The 26,704-nt window shown below is 57.7% G+C and carries 22 protein-coding genes and 1 tRNA gene; 2 read left to right on the top strand and 21 right to left on the bottom strand.

Features of this window, described 5'->3' with window-relative positions:
• Positions 1-121 precede the first annotated feature (121 nt).
• From AC2FH6_RS07230 to AC2FH6_RS07210, 5 genes are read right to left on the bottom strand one after another with little or no spacing between them, the layout of a single operon-like run.
• On the bottom strand, positions 122-2,752 hold the full coding sequence (locus AC2FH6_RS07230; RefSeq protein ID WP_496701859.1) for a phosphoenolpyruvate carboxylase: 2,631 nt from the start codon (positions 2,750-2,752) through the stop codon (positions 122-124).
• The gene (locus AC2FH6_RS07225) at positions 2,752-3,723 is read right to left on the bottom strand and encodes a 2-hydroxyacid dehydrogenase (protein ID WP_142635199.1); all 972 of its coding nucleotides are present in this window, start codon (positions 3,721-3,723) and stop codon (positions 2,752-2,754) included. The genes AC2FH6_RS07230 and AC2FH6_RS07225 overlap by 1 nt, the downstream gene beginning before the upstream one ends.
• The gene (sucD, locus tag AC2FH6_RS07220; RefSeq protein ID WP_142635201.1) at positions 3,723-4,613 is read right to left on the bottom strand and encodes a succinate--CoA ligase subunit alpha; all 891 of its coding nucleotides are present in this window, start codon (positions 4,611-4,613) and stop codon (positions 3,723-3,725) included. Before sucD ends, AC2FH6_RS07225 begins: the two co-directional genes overlap by 1 nt.
• Positions 4,613-5,809 (bottom strand): malate--CoA ligase subunit beta, encoded by a 1,197-nt coding sequence (locus tag AC2FH6_RS07215; RefSeq protein WP_496676769.1) that lies wholly within the window; start codon positions 5,807-5,809, stop codon positions 4,613-4,615. The genes sucD and AC2FH6_RS07215 overlap by 1 nt, the downstream gene beginning before the upstream one ends.
• Before the next feature lie 16 nt (positions 5,810-5,825).
• Positions 5,826-7,067, bottom strand: coding sequence for a pyridoxal-phosphate-dependent aminotransferase family protein (locus AC2FH6_RS07210; protein ID WP_496701857.1), 1,242 nt, complete (start codon positions 7,065-7,067; stop codon positions 5,826-5,828).
• A 219-nt stretch (positions 7,068-7,286) separates the two neighbouring features.
• Here AC2FH6_RS07210 and AC2FH6_RS07205 point away from each other — a divergent pair, with 219 nt between their 5' ends.
• Positions 7,287-7,916, top strand: a complete 630-nt coding sequence (locus AC2FH6_RS07205) for a response regulator transcription factor (protein ID WP_246097171.1) — start codon at positions 7,287-7,289, stop codon at positions 7,914-7,916.
• A 61-nt stretch (positions 7,917-7,977) separates the two neighbouring features.
• Here the strand turns inward: AC2FH6_RS07205 and AC2FH6_RS07200 are convergent, their stop codons facing one another.
• The 3 genes from AC2FH6_RS07200 to AC2FH6_RS07190 all read right to left on the bottom strand — a co-directional run bounded on the left by AC2FH6_RS07200 (position 7,978) and on the right by AC2FH6_RS07190 (position 11,726).
• Positions 7,978-8,265: a hypothetical protein gene (locus AC2FH6_RS07200; RefSeq protein ID WP_496701869.1), complete on the bottom strand. Its 288-nt coding sequence runs from the start codon at positions 8,263-8,265 to the stop codon at positions 7,978-7,980.
• A gap of 472 nt (positions 8,266-8,737) precedes the next feature.
• Complete coding sequence (locus tag AC2FH6_RS07195) at positions 8,738-10,972, bottom strand: CHASE2 domain-containing protein (RefSeq protein ID WP_496701855.1); 2,235 nt, start codon at positions 10,970-10,972, stop codon at positions 8,738-8,740.
• A 67-nt stretch (positions 10,973-11,039) separates the two neighbouring features.
• On the bottom strand, positions 11,040-11,726 hold the full coding sequence (locus AC2FH6_RS07190) for a FecR family protein (protein WP_281972630.1): 687 nt from the start codon (positions 11,724-11,726) through the stop codon (positions 11,040-11,042).
• A 600-nt stretch (positions 11,727-12,326) separates the two neighbouring features.
• On the opposite strand from AC2FH6_RS07190, the gene AC2FH6_RS07185 reads away from it, so the two are divergent.
• Positions 12,327-12,416, top strand: a tRNA-Ser gene (locus AC2FH6_RS07185).
• 386 nt (positions 12,417-12,802) lie between these two features.
• On the opposite strand, the gene AC2FH6_RS07180 is transcribed toward AC2FH6_RS07185, so the two are convergent.
• From AC2FH6_RS07180 to ahbB (AC2FH6_RS07120), 13 genes are all read right to left on the bottom strand, one after another.
• Positions 12,803-13,705: an FAD:protein FMN transferase gene (locus AC2FH6_RS07180; protein ID WP_496701853.1), complete on the bottom strand. Its 903-nt coding sequence runs from the start codon at positions 13,703-13,705 to the stop codon at positions 12,803-12,805.
• Positions 13,702-14,217, bottom strand: coding sequence for a nitrous oxide reductase accessory protein NosL (locus AC2FH6_RS07175; RefSeq protein WP_496701851.1), 516 nt, complete (start codon positions 14,215-14,217; stop codon positions 13,702-13,704). Before AC2FH6_RS07175 ends, AC2FH6_RS07180 begins: the two co-directional genes overlap by 4 nt.
• Complete coding sequence (locus AC2FH6_RS07170; RefSeq protein WP_271948643.1) at positions 14,214-15,035, bottom strand: ABC transporter permease; 822 nt, start codon at positions 15,033-15,035, stop codon at positions 14,214-14,216. The genes AC2FH6_RS07175 and AC2FH6_RS07170 overlap by 4 nt, the downstream gene beginning before the upstream one ends.
• A complete protein-coding gene (locus tag AC2FH6_RS07165) occupies positions 15,032-15,925 on the bottom strand; it encodes an ABC transporter ATP-binding protein (RefSeq protein WP_142635215.1) in 894 nt (297 codons plus the stop codon). The genes AC2FH6_RS07170 and AC2FH6_RS07165 overlap by 4 nt, the downstream gene beginning before the upstream one ends.
• Positions 15,915-17,171 carry a nitrous oxide reductase family maturation protein NosD gene (locus AC2FH6_RS07160; RefSeq protein ID WP_496701849.1) on the bottom strand — a complete coding sequence of 419 codons (1,257 nt, stop codon included), beginning with the start codon at positions 17,169-17,171 and terminating at the stop codon, positions 15,915-15,917. The genes AC2FH6_RS07165 and AC2FH6_RS07160 overlap by 11 nt, the downstream gene beginning before the upstream one ends.
• A 3-nt stretch (positions 17,172-17,174) precedes the next feature.
• Entirely contained in the window at positions 17,175-19,082 is a 1,908-nt protein-coding gene (gene nosZ, locus AC2FH6_RS07155; protein ID WP_496701847.1) for a TAT-dependent nitrous-oxide reductase, read from the bottom strand.
• A gap of 14 nt (positions 19,083-19,096) precedes the next feature.
• Complete coding sequence (locus AC2FH6_RS07150; protein ID WP_496691895.1) at positions 19,097-21,220, bottom strand: 4Fe-4S binding protein; 2,124 nt, start codon at positions 21,218-21,220, stop codon at positions 19,097-19,099.
• Between the two features lie 598 nt (positions 21,221-21,818).
• Positions 21,819-22,010 carry a hypothetical protein gene (locus tag AC2FH6_RS07145; protein WP_496691879.1) on the bottom strand — a complete coding sequence of 64 codons (192 nt, stop codon included), beginning with the start codon at positions 22,008-22,010 and terminating at the stop codon, positions 21,819-21,821.
• 28 nt (positions 22,011-22,038) lie between these two features.
• The gene (locus AC2FH6_RS07140) at positions 22,039-23,592 is read right to left on the bottom strand and encodes a cytochrome D1 domain-containing protein (RefSeq protein ID WP_496701845.1); all 1,554 of its coding nucleotides are present in this window, start codon (positions 23,590-23,592) and stop codon (positions 22,039-22,041) included.
• A complete protein-coding gene (nirJ, locus tag AC2FH6_RS07135; RefSeq protein WP_496691877.1) occupies positions 23,567-24,781 on the bottom strand; it encodes a heme d1 biosynthesis radical SAM protein NirJ in 1,215 nt (404 codons plus the stop codon). The genes AC2FH6_RS07140 and nirJ overlap by 26 nt, the downstream gene beginning before the upstream one ends.
• On the bottom strand, positions 24,769-25,269 hold the full coding sequence (gene ahbB / locus AC2FH6_RS07130; protein ID WP_496691876.1) for a siroheme decarboxylase subunit beta: 501 nt from the start codon (positions 25,267-25,269) through the stop codon (positions 24,769-24,771). The genes nirJ and ahbB (AC2FH6_RS07130) overlap by 13 nt, the downstream gene beginning before the upstream one ends.
• Entirely contained in the window at positions 25,266-25,715 is a 450-nt protein-coding gene (locus tag AC2FH6_RS07125; protein WP_496701844.1) for an Lrp/AsnC family transcriptional regulator, read from the bottom strand. Before AC2FH6_RS07125 ends, ahbB (AC2FH6_RS07130) begins: the two co-directional genes overlap by 4 nt.
• Positions 25,712-26,701, bottom strand: a complete 990-nt coding sequence (gene ahbB, locus AC2FH6_RS07120) for a siroheme decarboxylase subunit beta (protein ID WP_496696563.1) — start codon at positions 26,699-26,701, stop codon at positions 25,712-25,714. The genes AC2FH6_RS07125 and ahbB (AC2FH6_RS07120) overlap by 4 nt, the downstream gene beginning before the upstream one ends.
• Between the last annotated feature and the right edge of the window lie 3 nt (positions 26,702-26,704).

The raw sequence follows: 26,704 nt of genomic DNA, 5'->3' as shown, positions 1-26,704 counted from the left end.
CGCTGACGGCCCAGCTCGGACGTGATCGAGCCGAACAGCTCTGGGTCGCGCGCTGAGAGAGACTGGGTGAAAAAACCTTGAGTGCGTTGCGGGGCGTTCACTTTGAAACCTCCTAAAAGGGTTAGCCGGTCCAGCCAAGGCCAGCGGAAATAGCGTTCATCGATTGCAGCAGGGGAACAGGAACCGATCCTGCCTGAGGCTCGGTTCGAGCTTGTCGCAGCAATTCGACCTGCAGCGCGTGAATGCGGGCCAGTTCAGCCCGTTTGCGATCAAACCGCTCGCACAGGCGAGGGAAACGGTGTCCGATAGTTTGTCCTCCCGTCAGAAATTGCACTGCACTGCAGGCGCTATCGTATTCCGCTTTGATTGACTGAAAGACGATTTGTCGGGTGTTCTCATCGTGCACTAGTTCGCCGTATTGTGCGGCGATGCCCATATCCGCCTGATAGAGCGATTTCTCCATCTCATCGACGGCAAGGCGGAACAGCCGGGAGTGCTGAAACATATCCTGCAGCACTTCATCACCGCGCGCGCCACGAAATTTGCGGAAGCTGGCCATTGCGGCCCCAAAACCATACCAGCCCGTGATCAGGTGGCGGTTCTGCGACCAGGCAAAAACCCATGGAATGGCGCGCAGATCATCCAGACTGGCCGCGCCAAAGCGACGTGCCGGACGAGATCCTATTTTCAGGCGGGCTAATTCCTCGACCGGGCTGGCCTGCTGGAAATAGTCCAGAAAGCCTGGCATCTTCAAAAGCGAGACATAGGCTGTCTGTGACAGTTCCGACAGAGCATCCAGCGCGTCGTCGAACTCGGGTCGGGCCAGGGTTTCGCCGGGATTGGCGGTATGACGCAACGTGCTTGACAGGAGCAATTCCAGATGGGCCGCGGCTGTTCCGCGGTTGGCGTATCTGGTCGAAACAACTTCGCCCTGTTCAGTTACGCGCAAGCGCCCGGAAATTGTTCCGCTGGGCTGCGCAGCAATCGCCCGCCCAGTGGGAGCGCCGCCCCGACTGACTGAGCCGCCGCGTCCATGGAAAAACGTGACCTTGAAACCTTGCGAAGCCAGTGCCGTCACGATGCGACGTTGGGCGCGCTCCAGCTCCCATGTTGAGCAGAAATACCCGCCATCCTTGCCGCTGTCCGAATACCCCAGCATCACTTCGATTTCATTTCCATCGGTTTTGAGGCTGCGGCGGGCAAGCGGTACTGCCAAAACGTCCAGCAGGATCGCAGGGGCATTGCGAAGATCTGCAATCGTTTCGAATAATGGCACCACCGAGATATCCAATGTCTCGGACCCGAAACCGGAATAGCGGGCCAGCAGGTACACACCGAGAATATCATCGGCAGACCGGGTCATGGACAGGATAAATGGCCCAATTGCCTTGGGGTCCGGCCCCGAGCGAACACTATGAACAAGCGCTAAAAGCGCCAGCATTTCCTGCGCCTGATCGCTCAGCACCTCGCGGTTTTGATAGGGCAGGTTTTGATCTGCCAGCTCTGATCGCAGACGGGTAGACCAGTCGGGCGTGCCATATTCCGGAGCATGTCCGGATTGCGACCAAATTTCCGTCAGAACGTCATTCGTGACGGTTGAATTCTGACGAATATCCAGGGTTGTGGTTCGGAACCCGAAAACCGCAGCGGCGCGGCACAGCGGACGGATATGCCTCTGTGCCAGGACGTCGGCGTTGACCGCGCACAAAGCCGCATCAAGTGCCCCAAGATCGCTTACGAATTGTGAGATGTGATCATAGCCGCCATCGGTCAGCCGATAGCGAATGGCATTGAGAGCTTGCCGGAACGGTTCGTTTCGATTGCGATCGCCGTCCGGAGTTCGGTCGATAATTTCTTGTACACGTGCACGGTTTGGCTCAGGAAGCGGCAATATGAGCGCGCTGATGCTCAACCGGCTTGCAGCTTGATCGATGGCCTGACGATAAAGATCCTGAACCGTTTCACGGCCGCGTTGCAGGGCCAGTGCGGTCATCTCGGTTGTGACATTCGGATTGCCATCCCGGTCGCCGCCAATCCAGCTGTGAAAGCGAATGTTGGGTGTTTTGGCTAGAGTCTGACCCAACACATGCAGGCAGGCCTGATCGAACCGATCCATGACCTGCGGGACGGCGTCAAAGATTGCATCCCGGAAGAATTGCAACCCCCATTCGATCTCGTCGCGCAGGCTTGGGCGCGACAGGCGAAGTTCGCCTGTCAGCCACAAAAGATCAATCTCGCCTTCCAGACCATTCAGCAATTCGGTGCGTTCGGTCGGGGTCCATCGTTGCACTTCAAGACTGACAAGATTGCGGTAGATCCGCCGGTGAATTTCCAAAACGGTGACCCGTTTGGCCTCGGTCGGGTGCGCGGTTAGGGTGGGACCGGCGCATAGGTCAGCCGTCAGTTTTTTTGTCTGGCTGTCCGTTAATTGCAGTTCAGACAACACCTCGGCAAACCCGCCTTCGACCGATTCCGCGCCACTTAGGGTCTCGGTCAGGCGCCGGTCCCGGACATGGGCGTTTTCATCAATGATGCGTAACAGTTGGAACCAGATCGATAGGGCTTGCAGATACGGCGTTGCCTCGAGCCCTGTAGGGATGGGTTGCAACGGCATGGCCTCGGCCCATGTCGCCACATGCGGCGCCCGCTTCGACAGAATATTCCGCCACAACGCCCGCAGTTCCGAGCGCAATTCCTCGGCATAGCCCGAAGGGTCCGGGGTGGACGGAATATTGCGGGCCAGCGCTTGCATCAGATCACCTGGTCCCGCGGGGTGCGACCTGCGAAGAAGTCGGCCAGATTGTCGAGTACGCGAAAGCCCATGGCCTCGCGCGATTCTTTTGTGGCGCTACCCAGATGGGGTAGCATCACCAGGTTGTCGCATTGCAACAGATCCGGGCTAATGCGAGGTTCGCCATCGAACACGTCCAAAGCAGCCCCACCGATCGTGTCGAACATCAGCGACTGCACAAGTGCGTGCTCATCCACGACCTCACCGCGCGCAGTGTTGATGAGGAAGGCGTTGGGCTTCATCAGATCCATTCTGCGCCCGTTGATCAGGTGCCGGTTTGCGGCCCCACCCGGACAGTGCAGTGAGACGAAGTCGCAGTGCGGCAGCAGATCGTCCACGGTATCGACCTGAGTTGCGTTGAACTGTTTCAATACCTCAGGCGAGACAGTGCTGCGGTTCTGCACAAGAATTTTCATGCCAAACCCATGGTGCGCGCGACGGGCCATTTCCTGACCGATGCGGCCAAAACCGATGATGCCCAGAGTCTTGCCGCTGACCTTGGTGCCGACAAGATGGGTCGGACGCCAGCCGGTCCAGCCGCCCGCGCGCAGCTCTCGTTCGCCTTGGCCGGCGCGGCGGGCTACCATCAGCAGCAATGTCATGGCCAGATCAGCCGTGCATTCGGACAAGACATCCGGCGTATTGGTTACGGTCATACCAAGGCTGCGCGCAGCGGGTTCACAGATATGGCTGTAACCAACTCCATAATTGGCGAGGATTTTGGTTTGCGCCGCAGATACGTCCAGCGCCTCGGCGCTGAGCGTGTCGGTGACCGTGGGCAGAACCGCGTCATAGCGTTTCAACGCATCGCGGATCTCGGCCGGGGACAATGGTTTGTCCCCGATGTTGAGTACGGTGTTGTAGTTTTCGGCCAGTTGCGCCTCGACGGCAGCGGGCCAGCGACGGGTGACAAGGACCGAAGGTTTGACCATCACGCAGCCTTTCCCATGACGCGGGCGATGGTCTCGCCAATTACCGCAGGGTTTTCAGCAACAGTCACACCCGCCGCCGATAGGATTTCGACCTTTTCCGAGGCGCTTTCGCCAAATGCCGAGATGATCGCCCCGGCATGACCCATGGTCCTGCCTTTAGGTGCGGTCAGACCGGCGACATAGGCCACGACGGGTTTGGTGACGTGGTCTCGGATATACTCTGCCGCCTCGGCTTCCTGAGGGCCGCCGATTTCGCCGATCATGGCGATGACCTCGGTGTCCTCATCCTGTTCGAACCGCTCAAGGATATCGCGGAAGGACGAGCCGTTGATCGGGTCGCCACCGATGCCGACGCTGGTTGAGACGCCAATGCCACGCTCCTTCAGCTGCGCCGCGGCTTCATAGCCCAACGTGCCCGAACGACCGATGATGCCGACATTGCCCGGCAGGTAAATATGGCCCGGCATAATCCCCAGCAGCGCCTTGCCAGGGCTGATAGTTCCAGCACAGTTCGGGCCGGTCAGCACCATGCGATTGTCCTTGGGATAGCGATACATATAGCGTTTGACGCGGATCATGTCCTGCGCCGGGATGCCGTCGGTTATGCAAACGCAATAACGGATACCGGCATCTGCGGCCTCCATGATCGAATCCGCCGCAAACGGGGGCGGCACGAAGACAAGGCTGGCCTCTGCGCCGGTGGCCGTGACCGCTTGTTTGACAGTGTCGAAGACAGGCACGCCTTCTACGATTTCGCCGCCCTTGCCAGGGACGACACCGCCAACAACATTGGTGCCGTATTCCAACATATCCTTGGTGTGAAAGCGCGCCATACGTCCAGTGATGCCCTGAACAATAACGCGGGTGTCGCGGTCCAGAAGAATGCTCATTACACAGCCCTCATCTTGGTGTTTTGGGTCAAATCGTTTTGCCATGCACCAACGGCGCGTTCGGCAGCTTCCATCAATGTTGTTGCACGAATAATCGGCAGGCCGGACTTGGCGAGTATTTTCTGACCTTCTTCAACATTCGTCCCGGCAAGGCGCACGATGACTGGGATGTCGATATCCAGTTCCTTCAGAGCCTGCACGACGCCTTCGGCTACCCAGTCGCAGCGGTTGATGCCGGCGAAAATGTTGACCAGAACCGCTTGGACGTTCTTGTCGGACAGTACCAATCGGAAAGCTTTGGCAACACGTTCTGGTGACGCGCCGCCTCCGATATCGAGGAAGTTTGCAGGCTCTCCCCCGGCCAGCTTGATCGTGTCCATCGTCGCCATGGCCAGACCGGCACCATTCACGATGCAGCCGATATTGCCGTCCAGCCCGACATAAGACAGGCCACGATCCGCCGCGCGGCTTTCACGGGGGTCTTCCTGGCTTTTGTCGCGAAGCTCCGCGACCTGCGGGTGGCGGAACAAGGCGTTGTCGTCAAAGCTCATCTTGGCGTCCAGCGCCAACACGCGATCGTCGCCGGTGATGACGAGCGGATTGATTTCAACCATGGTCGCGTCCAGCTTGTTGAAAGCGGCGTAACACCCTTGGAGGGTGCGGACCATGTTTTGGATCAGACGGGGCTCCAGTCCCAGATTGAAGGCAATCTCGCGCGCCTGAAACTCCTGCAGACCTACCGCAGGTTCGACGATGGAGCGGACAATGCTATCAGGGCGTTCTGCGGAAATATCCTCAATCTCCATTCCGCCCTCGGACGAGGCGACGATCATCACGCGTTGGCTTGAGCGGTCGAGCACAAAACCCAGATAGATTTCCCGATCGATCGGAACGGCAGATTCGACGTAGACGCGATAGATGCCTTTGCCATCGGGTCCGGTCTGATGCGTCACCAGCTTGCGGCCAAACATCTCGTCACAGGCTGCGTATATTTCGCTTTCCGAATTGCACAGCTTTACGCCCCCAGCTTTGCCGCGGCCACCTGCGTGAACCTGTGCCTTTACAATCCACTTGTCGCCGCCCAGCTCACGTGCACGGTAGGCAGCTTGCTCGGGGCTGTAGGCCAAGGCCCCCGAAGGGACTTCGACGCCGAAATTCGAAAGAAGTTCTTTCGCCTGATATTCGTGGATATCCATCTGCATTTCCTCCCGTTTATGCAGCGATAGATGTGCCGTAGCGGCTTTCCAGAAGCGCTTCGATCGCTTCGAGATTCACCGAACCACCCATCTCGCGGATTGCTTCGGCAAACAAATGCACGATGCGGCCGATCGACTGATGATTCAGTTGGTTCAGGATGCCGATGCGGACCTGAACAGGGGCGCTGAGGGTTGGCCAGATGCCAAAGCCGCGGGCCCGGCAATTCTGCACCAGCTCCATTTCGCGGCCTGCAAGTTCAGCGGGCAGGTTCAGCACCACAAGGCTGGACATGTCCGAGGTGACCTCGCAGCCCATCGCAATGACGGCATCGCGCAGCACGGCCTCATGCGTCTTGTAAGCATGCGCGCGTTTCGCTAGCCCTTCCTGCAGGGTCAGGCGTAATGATTCATGAAAGGCCGCCACGGCATAGCCCGAATGTGTTCGGTGATATGTGCCTTTTTCGACATCCTGGCCGTCGACGATGCCCCAGTGGCGGGCCTCGAAAATGGGATTGTGAACATAGCTGTAGGCACCCGTTGCTTTCAGGCTGTCGATATATGCGTCGGTAAAGCTGACGGGAGCATAGGTCAGCGGCAAGCAGCACAGGCCCTTTTGCGGACAAGAGGCCCAGCCCGCGATGCCCGGATAATCATCAACCCGGAAATCTTCGACACCCAAAGACGAAACGGCGTCGATCAGACCCATTGCACCATGGCGCTCGCAGGCATCCGAGAAGCCGCGCAAATCATTGATGCGTCCTGATCCCGTTTCCCAATGTGCCATAAACGCCCATTTGGGCTTGTGTTCAGCCAGTGCGGCTTCGACCATGTCACCGGTCACCGACTGACCATGCGGCACGTCGATGATCGTGACACTGGCGGCCTGCGGATCCAAGGGGTTGGCAGCATGTTCGTCTGGTGTCGCTGCCTTGATCCGAAGGGTCAGTGTATCGATGCCCGAAAAGGTCCCGTTGTTGAACGCAACAACCTTGTCACCGGGCATGACAGCCGAGAACATGGTGTCCAAAGCGCTCCAACCAGTGCCCGCGACCGCAAAGGTGTATATGTTCGTGGTGCCCCAGATTTCGCGCAGCATGTGCTTGCATTCGATCATGCCGCGCAAAACGTCGCCCTGCATGTGATCCGCAACTCCGGCGCTGGAAAAGGCTTGTAGAACGCGCGCGTCTGTATTGCCCGGCCCGGGGCCTGCGGCCAGCGTCTCGGGGATTTCGAGCGTTGGATAAATCTGGAAAGTCATTGCGATCCTCCTTGATCGTTGGGGTGGTCAACCACGCCCAGACATCTCGTTGTGGATCAGGAAAGCCTTGCTTGCGTCATCGCGCAACGTAACTTACTACTGCTTTAGGACTTCTAATAGGATGGGGAAAAACCTACCCGTATTGGCAAGGATACCGAAGTATACCAAGTATTGTCCTATACTAATGGGTAGTTTCTTGAGGATTTGGATGTAAAATCAATGACAGAGCCTTCACAACAACCGATTGACGTCATGCTTGCCGACAACAATCCGCTGGTCTTATCGGCCATGTCAGAGATTTTTGAACGTGATCCGCGATTCTCTTTGGTTGCCACATCGGCGACTGCTGAAGGGTTCCTGGGCGCGGTCATGAGAGTTCCGGTCCAGGTGTGTGTGATCTCCTGGAGCTTGCCGGTTCTTGGCGCGGCCAAATTGATCGAGGTTTTGCGAGAACAGGAAGGCGCGCCCCGTTTTGTCATTTACGGCGATGATGTCGGAGATGTTCCGCGCCTTGCAATGCAGGCAGGAGCTGCGGGGTTCTCATCCCGGTCAGGTGAAGTTGAAGCGTTGCTGGAAACCTGCGCGGACGTGGCTGCTGGCAAGATGGTGTTTCCCTTCATCGATGTCCGCCAGATGCAACAGAATCCGATCCACAGCCTGTCGCGGAAAGAGCGCGCGATTCTGGAAGCTCTAGCCAAGGGCATGTCCAACCGCGAGTTGTCCAAAGAGCTTCAGATATCGACCAATACCGTGAAATTTCACCTGTCAAACATTTACGAAAAACTATCGGTTAAAAATAGGACGCAGGCCATCGCGTATTACTATTCGTCTAATGCGGCCTCGCATTAGATAGATTTGCCCAAATGCTCCAATGGTGTGGTCATTCTGTTGGTCGCGTGATCGGCCTTTCTTAGGAACCCGTGGGGAATTGGGTGGCGGTTTCGGAAAAGCTCTGATCGACGGCGACGGTCGCAATGCAAACCCGAACCTGTTCTTCGATAGCTCTGCGCGCGAAAGAGGTCACGGCTGTGTCCGACGCGAAGGCATCGTAGATTACAGTTGGTTGAGCTTCGAAACTATATCGAGTTGGAAACAGAAACACGTCAATCTCATCATATAATTGCTGCTTTTTTTCGCCATATAGCGGGCCGTCCCATCTGATCTCGTCTTTGGCGACGGCGGCTTTGATCGAGGTCAGGTCTTGCTCCAGTGGGCCGGCCCGGCCAGGATCATTTCGACTTTAACCCCGAGAGAGTGCAGAGATCCGGCTGCTTCAAGAAAATCGTACAGCCCTTTCTCGCGGGACAGGTTGCTTAGAAGCCCGACCCGCAAATGGCCAGGAGACTGCAGGCTGGTCTGTGTTTGGGGGAGAAAAACGCGTTTTCGCCGACGTGCCATTTTTGATTGCTTCGGTAAGCGTGTGGGCGCCAAACAAGGTCAGGATAGTCGGAACATAGGCCATAATGGCGTCTGTTTCACGATGAGCATCCAATTGGGTCAGCTCGGTGCAGTAAGGTGCTGATCCAGTTTCTTCAGGCCAAGAGTAAGGAGCCAAGTTCAGGATGGATGATTTGGCCTTAGCCATATGGTTCCCAAACTTCCGTGCCTGCTTCTGGGTGGTTCTATGGGGTTCACATGCTCGCTTGAAAGTTGCAATGGCTCTGGGCCCGCTAGGCCAGATTTTGTCCTTCACGGGCGTGATGACTGAACAACAGCTTGTTTGATTGGACATCGGACAGAAAATCCGCAGTGCGCCCAGACAGCGCTCGATAAAAGGATAGAAGACCGGGTTCGATTTCTTTGGCAATGTCGATGCAGTTTTGGCGCAGCTCATCGGTGCGCTCCAGCGGTTCACGCGCACGTATGGCCGACAAAAGTTGAGCATGCGCATCGCGTAAGTTCTGGAATGCCTCGCTGTCGAGCATGTCCTGATCGCCAATCAATATGTAAACGGGCTCCAGGTTCTTTTTTCCTTTCAGGTCCACAAACCCAGCTTCCAACATCGCCAACTCTTGTTTGCCTATAATGTAAACTGAATTCGAAGCCAGGATGTCATAGTCGACATGTCGGCAGCTTTGTTCGATCCTGGCGGCGACGTTCACCACATCTCCGATCACAGTATAATTGAACCGCCGCCGCGACCCGATATTGCCCACACAGGCCTGTCCTGTCGCGCAGCCAGTGGCCAGCGCAATGGGTGGCCGTTCGCGCATGATTTCGGACCTATTGAACTGTGCCAATGCACCGCGCATCATCAAGGCTGCCCGTGCAGCGCGACAGGGATGATTTTCGACCGGAAGCGGAGCGTTCCAGAACGCCATGACTGCGTCGCCGATGAATTTGTCGATTGTGCCTCGCTCGTGCAAAATCTGATCTCCGACCTGTGAAAACAGCTCATTCAGAATGGCGACGAGCTCCGTGGCCGAAACCGACTCGGATAACGGGGTAAATCCACGGATGTCGGCGAACATGACGGTGATCTCTTGTGTTTCTCCACCAAGGACCAACTGATGGTCCGAGCCTTCCATTTCATCCAAAATTTCAGGAGCGACATAGTGAGAAAAAATCTTTCGGATCGCTCTTTTCTCTCGCTCGGTCGAAATGAATAGATATCCGGCCAACAGCCCGAAATTCGCCATCCCACCAGCAAGTGGGAAGGTTGCGTCAAATAATACGAGTTGATTTTGAAAGGCCATCCAGCTGATCAGCACAACTACGGCTGCAGAAACGCCACCCGCAATGAAGGATGCGACCGCACCAAAGCTGGACATGACGGCGACGACCACTAACCCCAGTAAGACGAATGAGACCAACTCAAGCGCAGCGGTCACATCGGATCGGCTGAGCATTTCGCCCGTTAGGACCTGTTCAAGTAACTGCGCGTGGATCGAGACGCCGGGCACGGATTCTCCGAGCGAGGTCTGGTGCATATCAAACAGACCCGCCGCAGAGGTGCCAACAAGAATAATCTGGTTTTCGATCCGGGACCGCAGCGCAGGATCATCCGGATTCGTCATAACGTCATTGGCAGAAACATACAGTTCAGGCCGGTCTCGCCTGTACCGGATCCAGACTTCGCCGTTCTGAGTTGTTGGCAATCGAAAATCGCCCAGTTCAAGCGCCAGCATGACACCGGATTCATCGGACGCGCCCTCGGCGAAAAGGACTGTTTCCCCCAAGGCCACCCTAAGGGCCTCAATTCCCAGGCTTGGCAGGGCGCCATCCGGTCCCCCCCAAAGTACCGGGACCCGGCGGACCACACCGGTCCCACCAAGTGGTGAGACATTCACGCCCCCAATGCCTGTTGCATCTGAATAAAGTGGCGGAGCAGGAGGGGTCCAATGCGGAACCTGGACGAGCCCTGAGGTCGGAGACTCACCGATCTCGATGATCCCCGCCTTGGATATGACGGGCTGACCATCATCGGCTACACGGGCCGCTACACCCAGAACAACCGGCCATTTGGCGATTTCGGCTCCGAAAAAAACATCGTTGTCCAGGTTTTGGGCGTCTTCATCTACCGAGAGCACCTCGGCCAACGCAGGGTCTTCCAATAATCGAGCAGGCGAATAGCGGTCGGGTTCGACAAACAGCATGTCAAAAGCGATGACCGCAGCGCCATTTTGGCCGAGGTTTTCAACCATCTGAGCCATGAGATTACGCGGCCATGGCCATTGCCCCCAGTTGGCCAGTGACTGTTCGTCTATGTCGACAACACGGATTGGCAGGTCGGGGGTGTAATCGCGTGGGGCCATGCGCTGAAGGATGTCGAAATATATCAGCCGAGTCATGCGCACGGGAAACGGATCTATGACCCTGACAAAGCATCCAAACAGGATCAGGCACAAACCCACAAGGCGAAAACCCCTGCGGCGAGTGCTCCGTTCTTTCGACTTACCCGTCACGGTTGCCTCCGAAGACAGTGGTCGCTTTCACTGCCCGACATTACCGATTACCCATATCAGCCGATGCTCAGTTAACAGGTCTATTCGGTTTCGTATCCGGCGCTGCACCGCCTTCTATACTGGGCGCCTCAACGGGTGCAGATGCTACCGAAGCCTTCACCGCTTGCCGCTGCGGGGGCGCTGGGCGGGGCTCGGGAGCGTCGGATTTTTCGATGGGCTGCACTGGTGCTGATTCTCCGGCGCAGCCTTCGATATTCACGCGCAGCGGACTGAGAAGCCGTTCCTGAGACTGAATGAACGGAAATCCATTTTTCACTGCTTCGTCGTACTGTGCCTGATCGGCCGGGCGGCCCACCTTGCCTTTTTGACTGGTGGCAAACAGGCTGCATTGACGTCCAGTTGATCTGCAGCCGCCTTTCAGGCCGCACATCTGCACGGTGCCTTCCAGCACCAGCATCGAGCTTTGGGTGCCAGGCACAACCCACATGTCGAATATGGTCCCACGCACAGCCATTGTCGCAGTGGGGGTCTGGATGGAATAGGCACGTTTTCTGCTGTTGCCCGAGATGAAACGAAAGCTTCCACCCAAGGCCTGAACGGCAAAATTCTTGGCCTTCTTCTTGTTTCGCAACATGGTCACATCCAGCGCCATCTTTGCATTAGGCCCTATCGCGATCTTCGTTTCGTCAACAAAGATCAGCTGAACTACCCCTCTGCTGTCTGTGGATATGGAATCACCCGAGGCAACTTCCATGCCTTCAAGCAGTGGCCGGGAATTCCCGGCTCGGGTAATTTCTGCGCCTTGTTTGACGCTTACGACAGTACCAATGTTGGCCAGGATCTGCGACGGCAGTATCAAAACACAACAGGAAACACACAACACTCTTAACCAGACCAAACTAATTATCCCTTCCCCAAGGTTATTCCAGAGCGCAATGCGCCCGCTGCCCGGTCTGTGCCTCGTGGAATTTATTTCTTTGTATTATTTGTAAAAAATCTAAGCAAATATGCCTTAATGCCTATGTGTTTGGCAAGTTTTCTATGAAGCTGGAGAAAATTCCCACCTAATTGGGCTGACCCGGAGCTTCGGAAACTCTCTGTTTGTACATTGCCGGTGTCTCGGACAGGGCCCTTTTCAAATCAGTGTTTCGTTGGGCCGTCGCTCGCTTTCCCAGCCGATGTCTCTTGGGTCTGATCGCCTTATGGAAGGCCCGGCAGACACGCATTGCGGGTGACGTTTCGCGGCTGCCTTTGATCAAGCCAGAAAGCCATAGACATCATGGATTTGACTTTTTGAAGATTTTTTCACGAGGTCCCTTGTATTTCTTGGCGCTTATCGAATACACCGGCCAGCGGAGACGTGGCCGAGTGGTCGAAGGCGCTCCCCTGCTAAGGGAGTAGGCCCGGAAGGGTCTCGAGGGTTCGAATCCCTTCGTCTCCGCCACCAAATCTTCATATGATGTTTTTGTGATGGCTTACACGTTTTGAAGGCTTTACCCGCCACATCCGCCAAGAAATAACGTGATCGGAAGGTCGGGTGTTCCGTTTCCAGCACTCAATGACCCGGCCCTTCGAAATCCTCGCGGGACGCGGTAGGTTCGAAGCTTGCTCTCGTGATCGACCATTGGTGCCTGGATTGTTAGCAAATCCGCTTATACCACCGAAACCGGTACCGTTGGTGTTGCAAGAGCCGGCACTACTGGGGTGTTTCTGAATTCGGATGACTGTTCGGTATGAGGCTGCTGGCGCTCGAAAGGTTGACCGCCGGTAAAGTTGATTCAGCGGACAGGTCCTATTTGCCGATTTGACTGCCTTGGAACAGACTGCGGATTATCCGCTCAACTCCAAACTGGCCAATGGAAAACTCTGCAGAATTCTACGCGTCCATTCCTTTGGGGCGGCGCAAAGGGCTGTGGACAGACCGTCTGCTAAGGCTGCATTGGGTGCGGAAATGGAAACAATGTGGTTGCTTGGGCTTGGGCCGAATGGGTTCAGGATATGGCCCTGGTCGCCCGGCAAGAGCGTGCCTGCAACCGATGATGTGGCTACTGAGCGTTCTCGCAAAGTGATCTTCCTGAGGACTGTATTATTGTGACCCGCAAGGCCGACCCGCCAGTCTTGCCCGTCACCTCGCTGACCCATTGCCGCGATTTCTCCCATGTTAACCAGAACATCGCGTAAGCCAAAGGACCGTAACAGCGCCGCAATGTGATCGGTGATTGCGCCTTGTGCGATACCGTTCAATGTCAAGGCTGAGACACCGGGCTCCGGCAGCTGGATTGCATCAGCGTCATATCGGACTCGGTGCCAGCCGACAGTTTCTTGGGCGGCAGTCAATTCAGATGCGCTGGCGCGCGCGGCCATCGCCCTCCAGACGGGTTGTATTGTGGGGTCAAAAGCCCCCTCTGATGCACTGTGAAGGGTCGAACACAGGCTCAGTACATTCAACAGTTCGGGGGCCGGTTGCTGCAGCAACCCGCTTCGGTTCAGCTCTGAAATCTGTGATCGCGATCGGTACAGACTAAAGATATCTTCCAGCCGGTTCAGTTCAGCCTCGATTGATGACAGCAGGGGCGCCGCGTCTGCCTCAGAAAGGCCAACAAGGTCAAGGCTGGCTCTGGCCCCCAGCGCGATGCCACGCCAATGCGCGACTGGTGCGCCAGATGCGACCGCCGGTAGCGCGGCGCATGCCGCAGACATGATCAGAAAACGACGTCGGGACAAACGGCTCATGCTGGTGTCTCCAGTTTCAGGTCCAGATCGACGGGGCCAAGCACTTCGGCGTCGGGTATGTCAGTCAGGGGCAAAGCGGACCCTCCGTACAGGATGATGAAGCTGTCCGCATCGGTCGGGTCTGCAAAGGGCACGACCTCGCGCGCGCCCATGCCGCCGGCGACATTGGCCCCGACGACGAAAGTCGCACCTTCGGCATTGATCCAGTTGGATTGACCTGGTTGATGCCAGCTTGGGGCGGTTCCCATATCGCTGACATAGATTGCAACAATGGCTGCCTCGCGTTCGGGGCTTTTGAGATAGGCAACCATGTCGCGAACCTGCGCAAAAAACAGTGGTGTGGGATAGCCGTCGAGGTGAATCTGTCCTTTTGGACCACCATGTTCAGCAATATTCATCTGGCAAAAAAAGCTGAGTGCGTCTGGCGTCAGATCGACCGGGTCAGGCGCGGCAATCTGTTCTTCCTTACAGGCAGTCAGGGCGAGTAGAGCAATCAGGAAAAGACACTTCATGGCTCGACCCTTCGGAACGCGAGCCGGGCAAGTGCAAGGCCTAGCAGGGGCCAGATCAGCAAAGACAACGGGGCGGCCCAGACGGGCAGAGCCTGCGCAGCGCCGGTCATGCCGGATGCCATCGCGACGCCCTCGGTTGCGGCGATATTCCACAGACGGAAAGCGTCGGCCGGGTTGGCCACCATCACCCATGGAAAGACGGATTGAGTAAAGGTGCCGCCCTTGTCCATGACGACGGCCCCCAACAGGCCCAGATCATAGAGGACGACAAAAACCAGCCAGAGCCCGGCCGACAGACCTGCTGCCGCCGTGGCCCCCTTTGCCAGGGCGGACAGCAAGTATCCCAGTGCGAGAAACACGGCGCCCAGCACGATCGAAGTGAGGATAAGACGGACCAGAGCCAACAGGCTTTCTGGACCGGCGCCACCGAACCATGCTGCCACCGCGCCAGCCGTGCCAAAACCTATGGTCATCGCAAAGGCAAGCGCCGACAAATGGGCGGTGAATTTTCCCAACAGGATTTCTCCGCGCCCGGCGGGATAGGACAAGAGCAGCGATAAGCTGCCCCGGTCCACATCGCCTGCGATGGCGTCAAAGGCAATCATCAGTGCCAATAGGGGGGCAAGATAGACCGACAGCGTCGTCATCGAGGCAACCGAGACAGTCAGCATATCTACGCCAAGCGTGCCTGTGGGTGCACTGCCTGCAAAGGTAAGTGCCAGCGCGAATAACACCATGATCAGTGTCGCCATCAGCAGCCAGCGGTTGCGGCGCAGGATCAACATTTCAGTGCGGGTGATGGCGAGGAAGCGGGTCATGGCCTCTTCTCCTGTGCATAGTAGCGATAGAGATCTTCCAGCTTGGGAGGTGTCATTTCCACATCTGCCACCGCATCGCCCAATCCGGCGATCCGGCGCAGGGCCTCCATCTTGTCGTCGACGGTGCAGAGCAACTCAACGGACACGCCATTGATCCGGCTGCCGCCCAGTTTGTCGGCCAAGGCGTCAGGGTTAGAGCTGGCGCGCACCTTCAGGCGGATTGGCAGACCCGCCAGCGCCGAAAGGTTGTTTAACGTGTCATCGGCCACCATCCGGCCCCCGCGCATGATTGCGATCCGGTCTGTGCGGGCCTCGACCTCAGTCAGGGCATGCGATGCGATCAGGACGGCGGTGCCTTTTGCGGCCAGTTCGTCGATGATGGCGTACAGATCCTGCCGAGAAATCGGGTCCAGTCCGCTTGTCGGCTCGTCCAGCAATGCCACTTTCGGCTGGCCCAGCAGCACTTGCGCCAATCCCAGACGTTGCCGCATCCCCTTGGAGTAGGTCCCGATCCGTCGGTCCAGTGCGTCGCTGAGGCCGACGCGATCCAGCAAACCGGGCACATCGGCCTTGGACCCCGAGAGCTGCGCGAAAAGAGTCAGCTGTTCCCGGCCCGTAAGCGCCGGGTGGAAGGACACCGCCTCGGGCAAGTACGCCGTATCCCGCCGCGCCTGTGCGCTGCCGGGTGTGGCGTCTCCGATTCGAATGGCTCCGCCCTCAATCGGGATCAGGCCAAGGATGGATTTGATCAGGGTCGATTTGCCGGCGCCGTTATGGCCCAGTAGCGCCACGCGCTGACCAGGGGCAAGAGACAGGGTGATGTCGTCAAGAACGCGGGTTTTGCCTCGGTCCTTACAGACGTTGTTTATCGTCAGGGCCTTATCCGTCATGAGGCACCTTTTTCATAGCTGAGGGTTCAGGGGCTTGCATCAGTGGGTTGCTGTCCATCACACCCCCCGGCAACAGCGCCGGGAAGGCTGATTGCGACCAGCGCACCAGCTGCACGGCAGGGGAGCCGAGCAGCAGCTTGGCTGCGGGTTGGGTCCACAGCACATGGTCCATCGAGTCATTGGGGCGATAAGGGGCATCAGCGACGCCGTTGCCATCCACATCATAGGCGGCGAAATCGGACCAGTAATTGCCGCGCCCGTCTTCGGACCACTCGACCCACTTGGTCGAAACGTATTTCACCTGAGTCCGGTTTCCGACAAAGGCGTTGCCGACGATACGGTTACGTTCTGACCCAGCAGTGAAGTGAATGCCGATGCCGCAACCCTCGAACCAGTTGTCGGTGAATTCGTTCTTGTTCGAGTTATACAGGAAGGTGCATTTCTCCTTTGCACCCTTAACGACGTTCCCAGAAATCACGCTCTTGTTGGCGTAGTTCAGCATCACACCATGTTCGCGATCATCAATCGACACATTGCCGGTGACTTTGACATTGGTCGTGAACATCACCGCATAGCCCAGATCATTGCCGATCGAGACGTTATCGCTGACCACCGAGTCGTCGGCATACATGTAGTGCACCGCGAACCGCAGGTCGCGGAACAGGTTTCCAGTAAAGGTGTTCTTCTTGGACGAGTTCACAAAGATCCCATCGCGCCCGTACCGGATATCATTGTCTTCGACCCGCGCACCCGGTGCGTTCCAGACATAGACGCCGTTGCCGCGGTCATTCATCCGCTTGTCCTGACGCCCTTCGATCCGGTTGCCGCGCACGACGCTGTCCTTGGCGCCGTGGATGTCGATGCCATAGAGATTGCCCAGCAACACATTGCCTTCGATCACCGGCGCATGGGCCGTTTTGACCAGCTGAATGCCACTGTCGATCCCATCATGGCTCGAGCCCGAACCAATCACTGTCAGACCGCGTACGGTCACGCCCGGTCCGGTCACGGTGATGACGCTGCCGACGCCTTGTCCGTCAATGGTGGCCTGCCCCTGCCCGTCAATAATGACGGGCCGGTCCAGAACCAATGTCTCAGAGTAGACACCGGGGCTCAGGCGAAGGGTGTCTCCATCCGCCGCCTGCGCCAGTGTTTCATTGATGGCCCCCGCCCGGTTGGGCACATCCCAATCCGCCGCCCAAAGGGGCGAGCCGAGCAGGAGCGGTATGAGCAGGGGCCAACGCATGGGTTATGCTCCCTGCGGCTCGACCAGCATCCGGCCGCGCATTTCCATGTGCAGCGCGTGGCAGAACCACTGGCAATAGAACCAGTGCACGCCCGGACGGTCGGCGGTGAAGGTGACCGAAGCGGTCGCCATCGGCGCAACTTCCATCGCGATGCCGTAGTTACCAAGACAGAAGCCGTGGGTCACATCGTCCACGTCATCCAGGTTGGTGATGTAGACTGTTACCTCATCACCCTGTTTGACGGTGAACTTCTCAAGGCTGAAGGTTGGGGCCTGCGAGGTCATATAGACCCGCACCTTGTTGCCGTCCCGGATCGGTTCCTCGGCACCCTCTTCCAGATCGATGCCATCGGCCTCAGCCTGTTTGCGGGCGTCCTCCCAGGTGATGTCGTTACGGTCCCAGACGTTGACCGGGTTGACGATGTCAGCGCGCACCATGATCGAGTCATGCGGCTCCGCAAAGGTCGGTCCGTCGTGAACCACCTTCATCTCGTTGGTTGAGATATCGATCAGCTGCTCGTTCTCAGGCTTAAGTGGACCCGTGTTCAAGAACCTGTCTTTCGAGAACTTGTTCATCGAAATCAGCCACTTGCCATCAGCCTCCTTGGTTTCACCCATGGTGGTCGAGTTATGGCCCGGCTGATAATGCACATCGACCTTCGAGATGATCGGGTCAACATCGGCGCCGCCGTAAGCCTCGATTGCCTTGTCGAGGTTCCACTTCACGATCTGACTGTCCAGGAATAGCGTGGTGAACGCGTTGCCCTGGCCGTCATAAGCAGTGTGAAGCGGGCCAAGACCCAGCTGCGGTTCACCCACGATACAGGACCGCGGATCGGCATCGCTTTCGAACAGAGCGTCCAGTTTGGTGACGTCCATGATCGATACGGTCGGAGACAGCTTACCGTTGATGCAGACATGCTTGCCGTCGGGCGCGGTGTTGATGCCGTGCGGCGAGTTCGGGATCGGGATGTAACGGGTGTATTTCTTGTTTTGACCCTTACGGCCGTCCAGAACCTTGACGCCTTTCAGTTCCTGATAGTCGCCCGCCTCAATCCCCGCTTCGATTTCCGCGAGGTTGAAGACAACAACATGGTCCATCTCGTTCTCGGTCATCTCGGCCAGGTTCATCCCCATTTCCGAGTTGTACGAGGTCGAATAGGCGTATTTGCCCTGATAGTCGCAGTCAGTGTTGTCGAGGTTGCCCGACACGATCACCTGCCATGCCACTTCCATGGTGTCGCCGTCCAGCGCGGTGAAGATGTTCACGTATTGCGACGGATCGTCCAGCACAGTGCCGTCATTGACCAATGGAGTTTCATCTTCGCCATTGGCAAAGACATAACCAGTGCGCGGGAATTTCTGCGGACGCAGACCATGGATCGCCTTGGCGTTCGGGATTTCGGTGATCTTGTCGCATTTCATCACGTCGCAGCGTACGCGAGCAACGCGCGTGTTGGCCTTGTCGTTCATGAACAGGTAACGGCCATCGTAGGTGCCGTCGGTGAACGACATATGCGGGTGGTGCAGGTCACCGTTATCGTAGGTTTTCATGCCGCGCTTGGCGAGGAATTCCTTGGTTTCCGGCAGCAGGCCATCGGTCATGATCTTCAGCGATTCATTGGTCTGACCCCAACCGGTGGCCGAACAGCGGTTGAACACCGGCACCCGCATCAGCTCGCGCATGGACGGGAAGCCCAGAATGCGCAGCTCACCGGTCTGACCCGAGGACCAGAAACCGTAGTATTCGTCCAACTCACCAGGTTCGAGATTGGCATTGGCCGCGGCGCTGGCCTGTTTAGCGGTCATCAGGGTTGATCCCAGACCGGTTCCGGCCAGCACGGCGCCAGTGGCGGTCGCCCCTAGCATACCGCGGCGTGTGACGGTTAGTTTGTTGTCATGTTCCGACATGATCGTTCCTCCTTTTAGGAAACGGTTTTCGGTTTGGCGTTTGGATGGTTCGCCGGTGGTTGTCCGAGTGGGGTCTTGAGATCGACCGACCCTGTCTTGGCCCGCCGTTTCAGTTGGCGGATAACGACGGGACATTTGTCCTCGGACTGGTAGAGCACCTGACAATGCAGGCAGGTGACGCACTCGTTCGGATTGATCTCACCTGTGGGGTGGATCGCCTGAACGGGGCATTCATTGGCACAGGTCTGACAGGGGGTGCCGCAGTCCTTGTAACGGCGTAGCCAGTCGAACATGCGCATGCGGGCCGGGATCGCCAGCGCTCCGCCCAACGGGCAGAGATAGCGGCAGTAGAACCGCTCAACGAACAGGCCGATACCCAACAGGGCCAGCGCAAAAACCACAAACGGCCAGTCGCGCATGAATTTCAGAATGATCGCGGTCTTGAAAGGCTCGATCTCGGCATACTTCTCGGCCAGCGGGATGGAGACAAAGCTGAGGCCGAAGAGACCCAAGAAGATCATGTATTTCGCGGGCCACAGCCGTTCATTCAGGCCCCAGGGCAGGGTCCATTGCGGCACGCGAAAAGCCCGCGCGATCTTGTTGGTCAGTTCTTGCAGCGCACCAAACGGGCACAGCCAGCCGCAATAGGCACCACGTCCCCAGAACAACAGGGCGGCTGCCACGGCGAACCATTGGATGAACACCAGCGGGTCCAGTAGGAAGGCATCCCATGAGAAACCCGTGCGCAAACTGCCCGCCAGTGCCATCAGGTTCACCACGCTCAACTGGGCATTCGCGTACCAGCCGATAAAGAACAGGGTCATTGTCAGATAGCCGATGCGGAACCAGTAAAAGACCCGCGCGTTCATCGTGGCATGGAACTGGAAAAAGAAGGTCGCCGTCAGTATCAGCAGCATGACGCCCAGACCGGCAATCTCGACTGTGCGATCCTTCCAGATACGTTTCCAAAGAGCGGCTTTGGCGGCGGCTTCACCTGTGGCGTCATCCACAACGGTGGGGGCTACGACTGGCAACAGGTACTGCTCAGGCAGTTTGTAGCCCAAATCGAAGGTCAGGAACGTCTTTTCAACCGCACCGACGGCGCGTTGCACCAACAGTTGCAGGCGGAACGGTTCGGCCGGATCAAACTCTGCCTCAGCGGGGATTTTGAAGATATCCAGCTCGGTGAAACTGGGCGCATCGGCGGCCGCAACTCTGCCCAGACGCTCTTGCTGTTTATCAAAGAAGCGTACCGAATTATCACCTTGAATCAGCTGAATACGGTCGAAAATCCCGCCACGTACATAGCCTGACCCCTTGAAGCTATAGGCGCCACGACCCAGCACCAGGATGGCTTGCTCGCCCTCGCCCAGCCACTCGGTCAGGTTTTGATACTCGGCCTCGCCCAGCAGTGACTTGCCGATCGACGGGACCGAAACCAACGCCAGATGCATGTCGATGAAGGTGTCGTCGGGCGCGCCCCGTTCACGGCGCCTGATGGCGCGCTGGTCGCCGGTGGCCTCGAACGCAGCGTTGACCTGACCGACATCCAGTGTCAGGCGTCGGACCGAGCCGTCACCCGAAAGCGTTGTCCAGTCATAAGTGGCGTCTTGTGCCATATCGACTTCGCGCTTCGGCCCGTCGGCCTGCAGCGGTGACAAGCCACCCAGCCCCAGCGCCCGCGCTACCTTGATGCCGCCACGCACGAGACTGTCGTCGATCACCATAATTGTGACAGTCGCGCCCGAGATAATGTCGAGGTCATGGCCCTCACCGCCTGTTTCAGCCTCAACCCTAAGGTCCAGGCCGGCATAGCCTTCGGTCAGTTCGACCATACGCGCGTTCGGAATCCCGATCAGTACGATGGGTTCCGAATGCTTGACCAGCTTAACGCCAGTAAGCACCGCATCATTGTCGATCGCTGCAACGACGTGAATGGGTTTGCCGGAATAGCCTGTGGTGCCCACGAAATCCGAGGTCAGAAAGGCCCAGGCAATCGTTTTGCCCCCTTTCAGGATCGGCGCAACCGGAATGTCTTTTCTGATCGGGCCAAATGCCTCGGCGCCGGGGATCAGGTCCGCGGGCTCAAGTTCTGGCAGAAAGCTGGCAAGGCTGTCGGCATGTGCGCTGATCGCCATCAGGCAGGACAGAAAAAAGGCCAGCAGGAAATGGATTGCGCGACTTACGACCACGACGCACCTCCGATGATTGGGGTGGACGCCATGGACGCGCGTGGGGCGCGTTCGGTTTTAAATTCTGGTGCAGGGGGAGGACCCCGGGTTTCTGGCCACAGCCGGTCAGAGCCATTTAGCTCGAAGGACCTGTTGTTTTGGCAAGATAAGAATTGAACCCTTCCCGGTTGCGTCACTTCCAGCGGCATGGGCAGAGGTGCGGCACCGGTCACGGCGCACAGCGCGCAATCGGCGCATTTAGGGCAAGGTGCGGTCGGGTCTGCATCGCCTTTTTCAAGATCAACCTCGACCCAGACCGCGCCGCCCTCCGAGCAGATCTCAACCCACATGCTTTGTCCGGGACTCGCCAGCGCCGGGCTAAGCAGCTGCAAAAGCAGAAGGATTATACCTGCCACCGCACAAGCTGCGCGGGACGCGCAAACAGCTGAAATGTGCAAAGGATTTTGGGCGGGCATGGAGAATCCAACTCGGTGATCTTTCCCAAGTCCTAAGAGATTCCCGAAAGCAGATACTTGACTTCGGTTAGGCCTTTGGAGAATCCGACTTAGCCGTCTGCTTCGTCCATCAAACTGCGTACCCAGCGCCCTGCAAACCAGCAGGCAGGTACACCCAATGGGATTGACCACAGGATGGCGGTGACAGGCTCAATCACTCCGAATCCGGCGCTGTTGGCGATCAGGCCAGCCAGAAAAAGGTTTATGGCCACGGTCAGCGCAGACGCTGGATACAGCAACATGGCCAGTTTCCACACCGGCCATTTGCCCTCAGTGGCTGGTTCCTTCCGAGAAGGTGATTTTGTTCCAGACATTGTACTTTCCCGAAGGTTTGCGCATCGGCAGACGGCGGACCTCTTCCAGTGTTTTTGCATCATAGATGATCACCGCGCCGTCATCTTCCCAGATCGAAACCAACGCATGGCTTCCGTCCTTGGTGAATTCCACATGGGCCACGGTTTTGCCCGGCGCTGGGCGCAGGGTCCGCACGATCTCAAGGCTTTGCTTGTCGATCACATGCATCACATCCTTGTTGGGCCCAAAGAAAACATCGGCCCAGACATATGGCGAGTTTTCATGGCTGCGCATGAAAAACCCCGGCCCTTCGGTCTTGATCCGCTTGACCGTTTCCCATGTCTCCATATCGATCACCGAGACGGTGCCATCAGTCAGGTGCGGCGTTGCCATCACAGTTGTATCGCCGCGCCGCCAGGTAATCCCGGAACCCAGATGCGGCATGCCGGGCAGATCCAGGTCAGCCACTTTTTGGCCAATGACCAGATCAATCACCTGACCGCCGTTCCCGTCGCGAGATGCGCCCATGACGTATTCATAAGTCTGGTCGAAAAAGAAATCGTCCAGATAGTCGGGCGTAGTGATCTTGCGTACTGGGAAAGGGTTAGGGTTCTTGAACTGCCCTTCGATACGAAAATCGTGTCCCAGCCCGGATTGGGGTGGATTGGCGCCATAGAAGACCTCCCAAATCTCTGGCACATCCTTCAAGGCCAGCACAAAGCTTTCCCGTGGCGGAGCTTGATAAACGGCCGAAACGCGGCTGGGATTACCTTTCCTGCTTTTAATCTCGATCACTTTTGCCACCGAAAGATCCCGGGTGGACAAAAGGGTCAGGCTGTTGGGTAGGTAATTCGCCACCGCCAGCCATTTGCCATCGCCTGACATGGCAATGTTGCGGCTGTTTAGTCCCGCCCGCACGCGACCCACCTGTTGCAACGCCCAGATGTCATATTTCTGGACCCAGCCATCGCGGGACATGATGAACACGTAACGTCCATCGGGGCTGAACTTTGGGCCGCCATGAACGGCAAAAGGAGTTTCAAATCTGTCCAAAACCTCAAATGTGTCACCGTCCAGAACGCTGACATGGTGGTCTCCGGTTTCCACCACCAACGTGATGTTCATCGGATCACTGGACCAGACGGGCGCATCAATCTCGACATAGTCTGCGTCCAGCGTACGGCTGGCCATGATGTCCGCCTCGGCCCAGTCCGGGGCGGTCTCGAGCGGGGATTTCAGCCAACCTGCCAACTCCTCGATCTGCAGGGCGTTCAGATTATGCGCAAAGGCTGGCATCTGGGTGGCGGTGCGCCCTTCGGCGATCACGGCGGCGACCCGCGGGCCGCGCATGCGTTTTAGCGTTTCGGGTATCAAGGCCGGACCAACACCGCCCAGCCGGGTGTCACCGTGGCAGGACGCACAATGTTCGGCATAGTCGGACTGGGCGTCGGCCCATGCGGCGCTGGTCAGCAGAAGCGCACACAGTGTTCCAAGCGTCCGAGCCCTAAAAGAACTGATGCGCCGGATCATGGCTTTTCCCCCGGAAAGGTGTGACCTGCAGGCGTTTGCCCGCTTTATCCACGCCAATTTCATCGTTTGACAGGTAACAGGCCGGGTCCTCGGCCCAGGGATCGCCCGTCAGTTGCAGGGCCCGGATGCGCGTGTTGCCACCGCAAACATCCCTGAGCTGACAAACTCCACAGCGCCCTTTCAACGGACGCGGGCGAGTGCGCAGCATGGCCAGCATCTTGTCGTCCCCGGTCCACAACTCGGAAAACGGCGTCGTTTTCACATTCCCGACCGTGTAATCTGACCAGTAGGTGTCGGGATGGACCCGACCAAGATTGTCGATATTGGCCACCCCCAACCCGCTGGAGTTCCCGCCCCAGGCCGCCAAATGCGCACGTATATGCGAGGTCTTTTCGGCATCAAAATGCGTCCTGACCCAGTTCAGAAAATATCCGGCGTCGGCATCGTTATTGCCGGTGACGATATCCAGCGGGCGCCCGCCCGAGGCTGCCTCCCACGCACGGTCCAATAACAGATCCAGACCTTTGCGCGTGCGCAGGTGTTCGGCATCTTCGCCCCTGTTCTTGTCGCCGCGACCGGCGTAAACCAGATGAGACAGGTAGAATTTGTCGACCCCCTCATCATCACACAACTGCAGGAGATCGGGCAGATGGTGCTGCGTGCCCTCGGTCAAACAGAATCGCAAACCGACCTTGATGCCGCGTTTCTTGCACTCGCGCACGCCGCGCAGGGCATCTGAAAAGGCGCCCTCGACACCTCGGAACCAGTCGTTTGTGGCCCCGATTCCGTCAAGTGATATGCCGACATAGTTAAAGCCGACATCAGCGATCATATCGGCGGTTTCATCGTAAATCCGCGTGCCATTCGTCGACAGCGCCAGCATCGGCACCAACTTGCGCGCCCGGTTGGCGATATCAAAGAAATCGAACCGATCCAGCGGTTCCCCCCCCGAGAGGATCAGGGCCGGGACGCGAAATTGGCCGAGATCCTCAAGGGTTACCATGGCTTGCTCGTGGCTGAGCTCACCCGGGAACGCGACATCCGCCGAAACAGTATAGCAATGGCGGCATTTCAGGTTGCAGCGCCGGGTCAGATTCCAGATGACCACCGGCTTAACCGGGCCGGGGCGGCGCTTGCGCACGGGGGTCGGGGTGACCAGTTGCTGCATGTATTCAGTCAGGCGGAACATGGCGTTTGGCCTTTCGGTTTCAGGCGCAGCCCGGTCTTTTTCAGGATGCGCGTTGAATACAGGATGTCCTTGGCCCGGCAGGCACTGCCCAGAATACCGGCAATCTCGGCCCGTTTTTCTTCGACTTCACCCCTGTCTTTGCCATGCACCATGGCGAACAGGTTGTAAGGCCAGTCGGGCAGGGCACGTGGACGTTCATAGCAATGGGTGACAAAAGGCAGACCGCCAATATGTGCCCCCAAATCAGCGATTTGACTGTCATCGACGTCCCAGACTGTCATGCCGTTCGAAGTCATGCCCAGTTTGTAGTGGTTCGGGGCTGCGGCGATACGACGTATAACGCCGCGCGCCTTAAGTTCTGCGAGGCGATACAGCAGCGCTTGTTCGTCCATCCCAAGGCTTTCAGCGACCCGAGCGTAGGGCGAAGGCACCAGGGGCAATCCGCCCTGCAGAACCTCGATAATCAGTCTGTCTTTTGCGTCGATCATGCCGCCACCCGGAAGCCGATGAAGAATTCCTGCAACTTGGGAAATCTGAGAACTTCGATCCCCGTCTCTTGTTCGATCGCATCGGCGCAGGCCTCAATCCCGTGGGGCGTTTCGGTGGCCAACACGAACCACATGTTCAGCCGGTGCGTACGTTCATAATTATGGGCAACTTCGGGATGCGCATTGACTTTGGTCAGGACGGATTCAAATGCCTCTGTCGGTATGGCCATGGCACATAGGCAAAAAGCCCCGCCCATCGCGGCCGCGTCAAAGAACGGGCCAAAGCGCGTGATGACCCGGTCATCCTTCATCCGTGATAAGCGAACCAACAGATCCTGTTCCGAAATCCCCAGTTCTTGGGCCACCATCGCATAGGGTTGTGAGGTCAGAGGTAAGTCGTCCTGCATTCGGTTCAGGATTGCCCGATCAGTTTCGTCCAGGGTCATGCCGCCGTCTCCTTGGGTTGGATCAGCGCGCCGGTCTGTTTGAAACAGCGCGTCGAAAACAACACCTTGTGCTGCGCGCCAAACAGCTCAGGCAATGCCGCAGCCCCGGCCAGGACGTTTCGCGCTTCGCTGCGCGAGCGGGCGTGGATCATGGAATACAGGCGGTAGGGCCAGATGTTTTCAACGGGTCGACGCTCATAACACAGTGTCACGCCAGGGTATTTTGCCAGCGCAGGTCCGGCACGATCGACCTGATCAGTTGGCATATCCCAGACCACCATCGCATTGGCCGACCAGCCCAGTGCCCGGTGTCTTACGATCACGCCAAGACGCGAGACAATTCCAGCCTCGTGTAAGATCCGGATCCGCGTCATGGCGTCCTCTGGTTTACGGTCCAAAGAGGCGGCCAGCGCTGCGTAAGGTTCGCAAACCAGCGGTAAGCCGGAACTAAGCGCCTGCATCAATGAGCGATCACCCTTTTGCAAAACGGAACAGTCCACCTTGCGCGGTGCCGGTACGTTGCGTTGCTTGCCTGTCATTCGGAAGCCCAAATCAACATTGAACGGCCGAACCAGACGCAAGTCCAAAACCTGCAAACCGGTTTGCAGGCCAATCCGGGCCAGAGTGGCGTCCACATGCGCGCGATCAGGGCCGGTCGCTACAAACCAGAGGTTCCATTTGTCCTCACGTTGATAATTGTGGTTCACACCGGGCTCTGCGTCGATCAGGGCGGCAATGTCCTCCAGATGCTCCTCGGGTGCGGCCACCGCGGCCAGAGTGCTGGCCGTCACCGCGCCCGGAGTGATCGTGGCCCCGACCCGGGTGATCCGGCCGGTCGAACGCATTCGCGCCAGGCGGTTCAGCACTTCAGCTTCGTCCAGCCCCAGCGCCTTGGCCACTGGCTGAAACGGGCGGTCGACAATCGGAAATTCGCGCTGAAAATCGTCCAGCAGGCGACGGTCGATCGGGTCAGTGATATGTTGCATGGG

The organism is Ruegeria sp. CDSC045 (assembly GCF_059610725.1).
This window is presented reverse-complemented; position numbering and strand designations above follow the sequence as displayed.

Bases quoted from the DNA above. Each gene is read 5' to 3' on its own strand.
- AC2FH6_RS07230 (WP_496701859.1), bottom strand. From the start codon at position 2,752: ATGCAAGCGCTGGCCCGCAATATTCCGTCCACCCCGGACCCTTCGGGC.
- AC2FH6_RS07125 (WP_496701844.1), bottom strand. From the start codon at position 25,715: ATGACCCTGGACGAAACTGATCGGGCAATCCTGAACCGAATGCAGGAC.
- AC2FH6_RS07190 (WP_281972630.1), bottom strand. From the start codon at position 11,726: ATGGAAGTTGCCTCGGGTGATTCCATATCCACAGACAGCAGAGGGGTA.
- AC2FH6_RS07165 (WP_142635215.1), bottom strand. From the start codon at position 15,925: ATGACGGATAAGGCCCTGACGATAAACAACGTCTGTAAGGACCGAGGC.
- AC2FH6_RS07225 (WP_142635199.1), bottom strand. From the start codon at position 3,723: ATGGTCAAACCTTCGGTCCTTGTCACCCGTCGCTGGCCCGCTGCCGTC.
- AC2FH6_RS07180 (WP_496701853.1), bottom strand. From the start codon at position 13,705: ATGAGCCGTTTGTCCCGACGTCGTTTTCTGATCATGTCTGCGGCATGC.
- AC2FH6_RS07175 (WP_496701851.1), bottom strand. From the start codon at position 14,217: ATGAAGTGTCTTTTCCTGATTGCTCTACTCGCCCTGACTGCCTGTAAG.
- sucD (WP_142635201.1), bottom strand. From the start codon at position 4,613: ATGAGCATTCTTCTGGACCGCGACACCCGCGTTATTGTTCAGGGCATC.
- AC2FH6_RS07145 (WP_496691879.1), bottom strand. From the start codon at position 22,010: ATGTTGCTGTATCCAGCGTCTGCGCTGACCGTGGCCATAAACCTTTTT.
- AC2FH6_RS07205 (WP_246097171.1), top strand. From the start codon at position 7,287: ATGACAGAGCCTTCACAACAACCGATTGACGTCATGCTTGCCGACAAC.
- nosZ (WP_496701847.1), bottom strand. From the start codon at position 19,082: ATGTCGGAACATGACAACAAACTAACCGTCACACGCCGCGGTATGCTA.
- AC2FH6_RS07170 (WP_271948643.1), bottom strand. From the start codon at position 15,035: ATGACCCGCTTCCTCGCCATCACCCGCACTGAAATGTTGATCCTGCGC.
- AC2FH6_RS07210 (WP_496701857.1), bottom strand. From the start codon at position 7,067: ATGACTTTCCAGATTTATCCAACGCTCGAAATCCCCGAGACGCTGGCC.
- AC2FH6_RS07215 (WP_496676769.1), bottom strand. From the start codon at position 5,809: ATGGATATCCACGAATATCAGGCGAAAGAACTTCTTTCGAATTTCGGC.
- ahbB (WP_496696563.1), bottom strand. From the start codon at position 26,701: ATGCAACATATCACTGACCCGATCGACCGTCGCCTGCTGGACGATTTT.
- AC2FH6_RS07160 (WP_496701849.1), bottom strand. From the start codon at position 17,171: ATGCGTTGGCCCCTGCTCATACCGCTCCTGCTCGGCTCGCCCCTTTGG.
- ahbB (WP_496691876.1), bottom strand. From the start codon at position 25,269: ATGATCGACGCAAAAGACAGACTGATTATCGAGGTTCTGCAGGGCGGA.
- AC2FH6_RS07140 (WP_496701845.1), bottom strand. From the start codon at position 23,592: ATGATCCGGCGCATCAGTTCTTTTAGGGCTCGGACGCTTGGAACACTG.
- nirJ (WP_496691877.1), bottom strand. From the start codon at position 24,781: ATGTTCCGCCTGACTGAATACATGCAGCAACTGGTCACCCCGACCCCC.
- AC2FH6_RS07150 (WP_496691895.1), bottom strand. From the start codon at position 21,220: ATGGCGATCAGCGCACATGCCGACAGCCTTGCCAGCTTTCTGCCAGAA.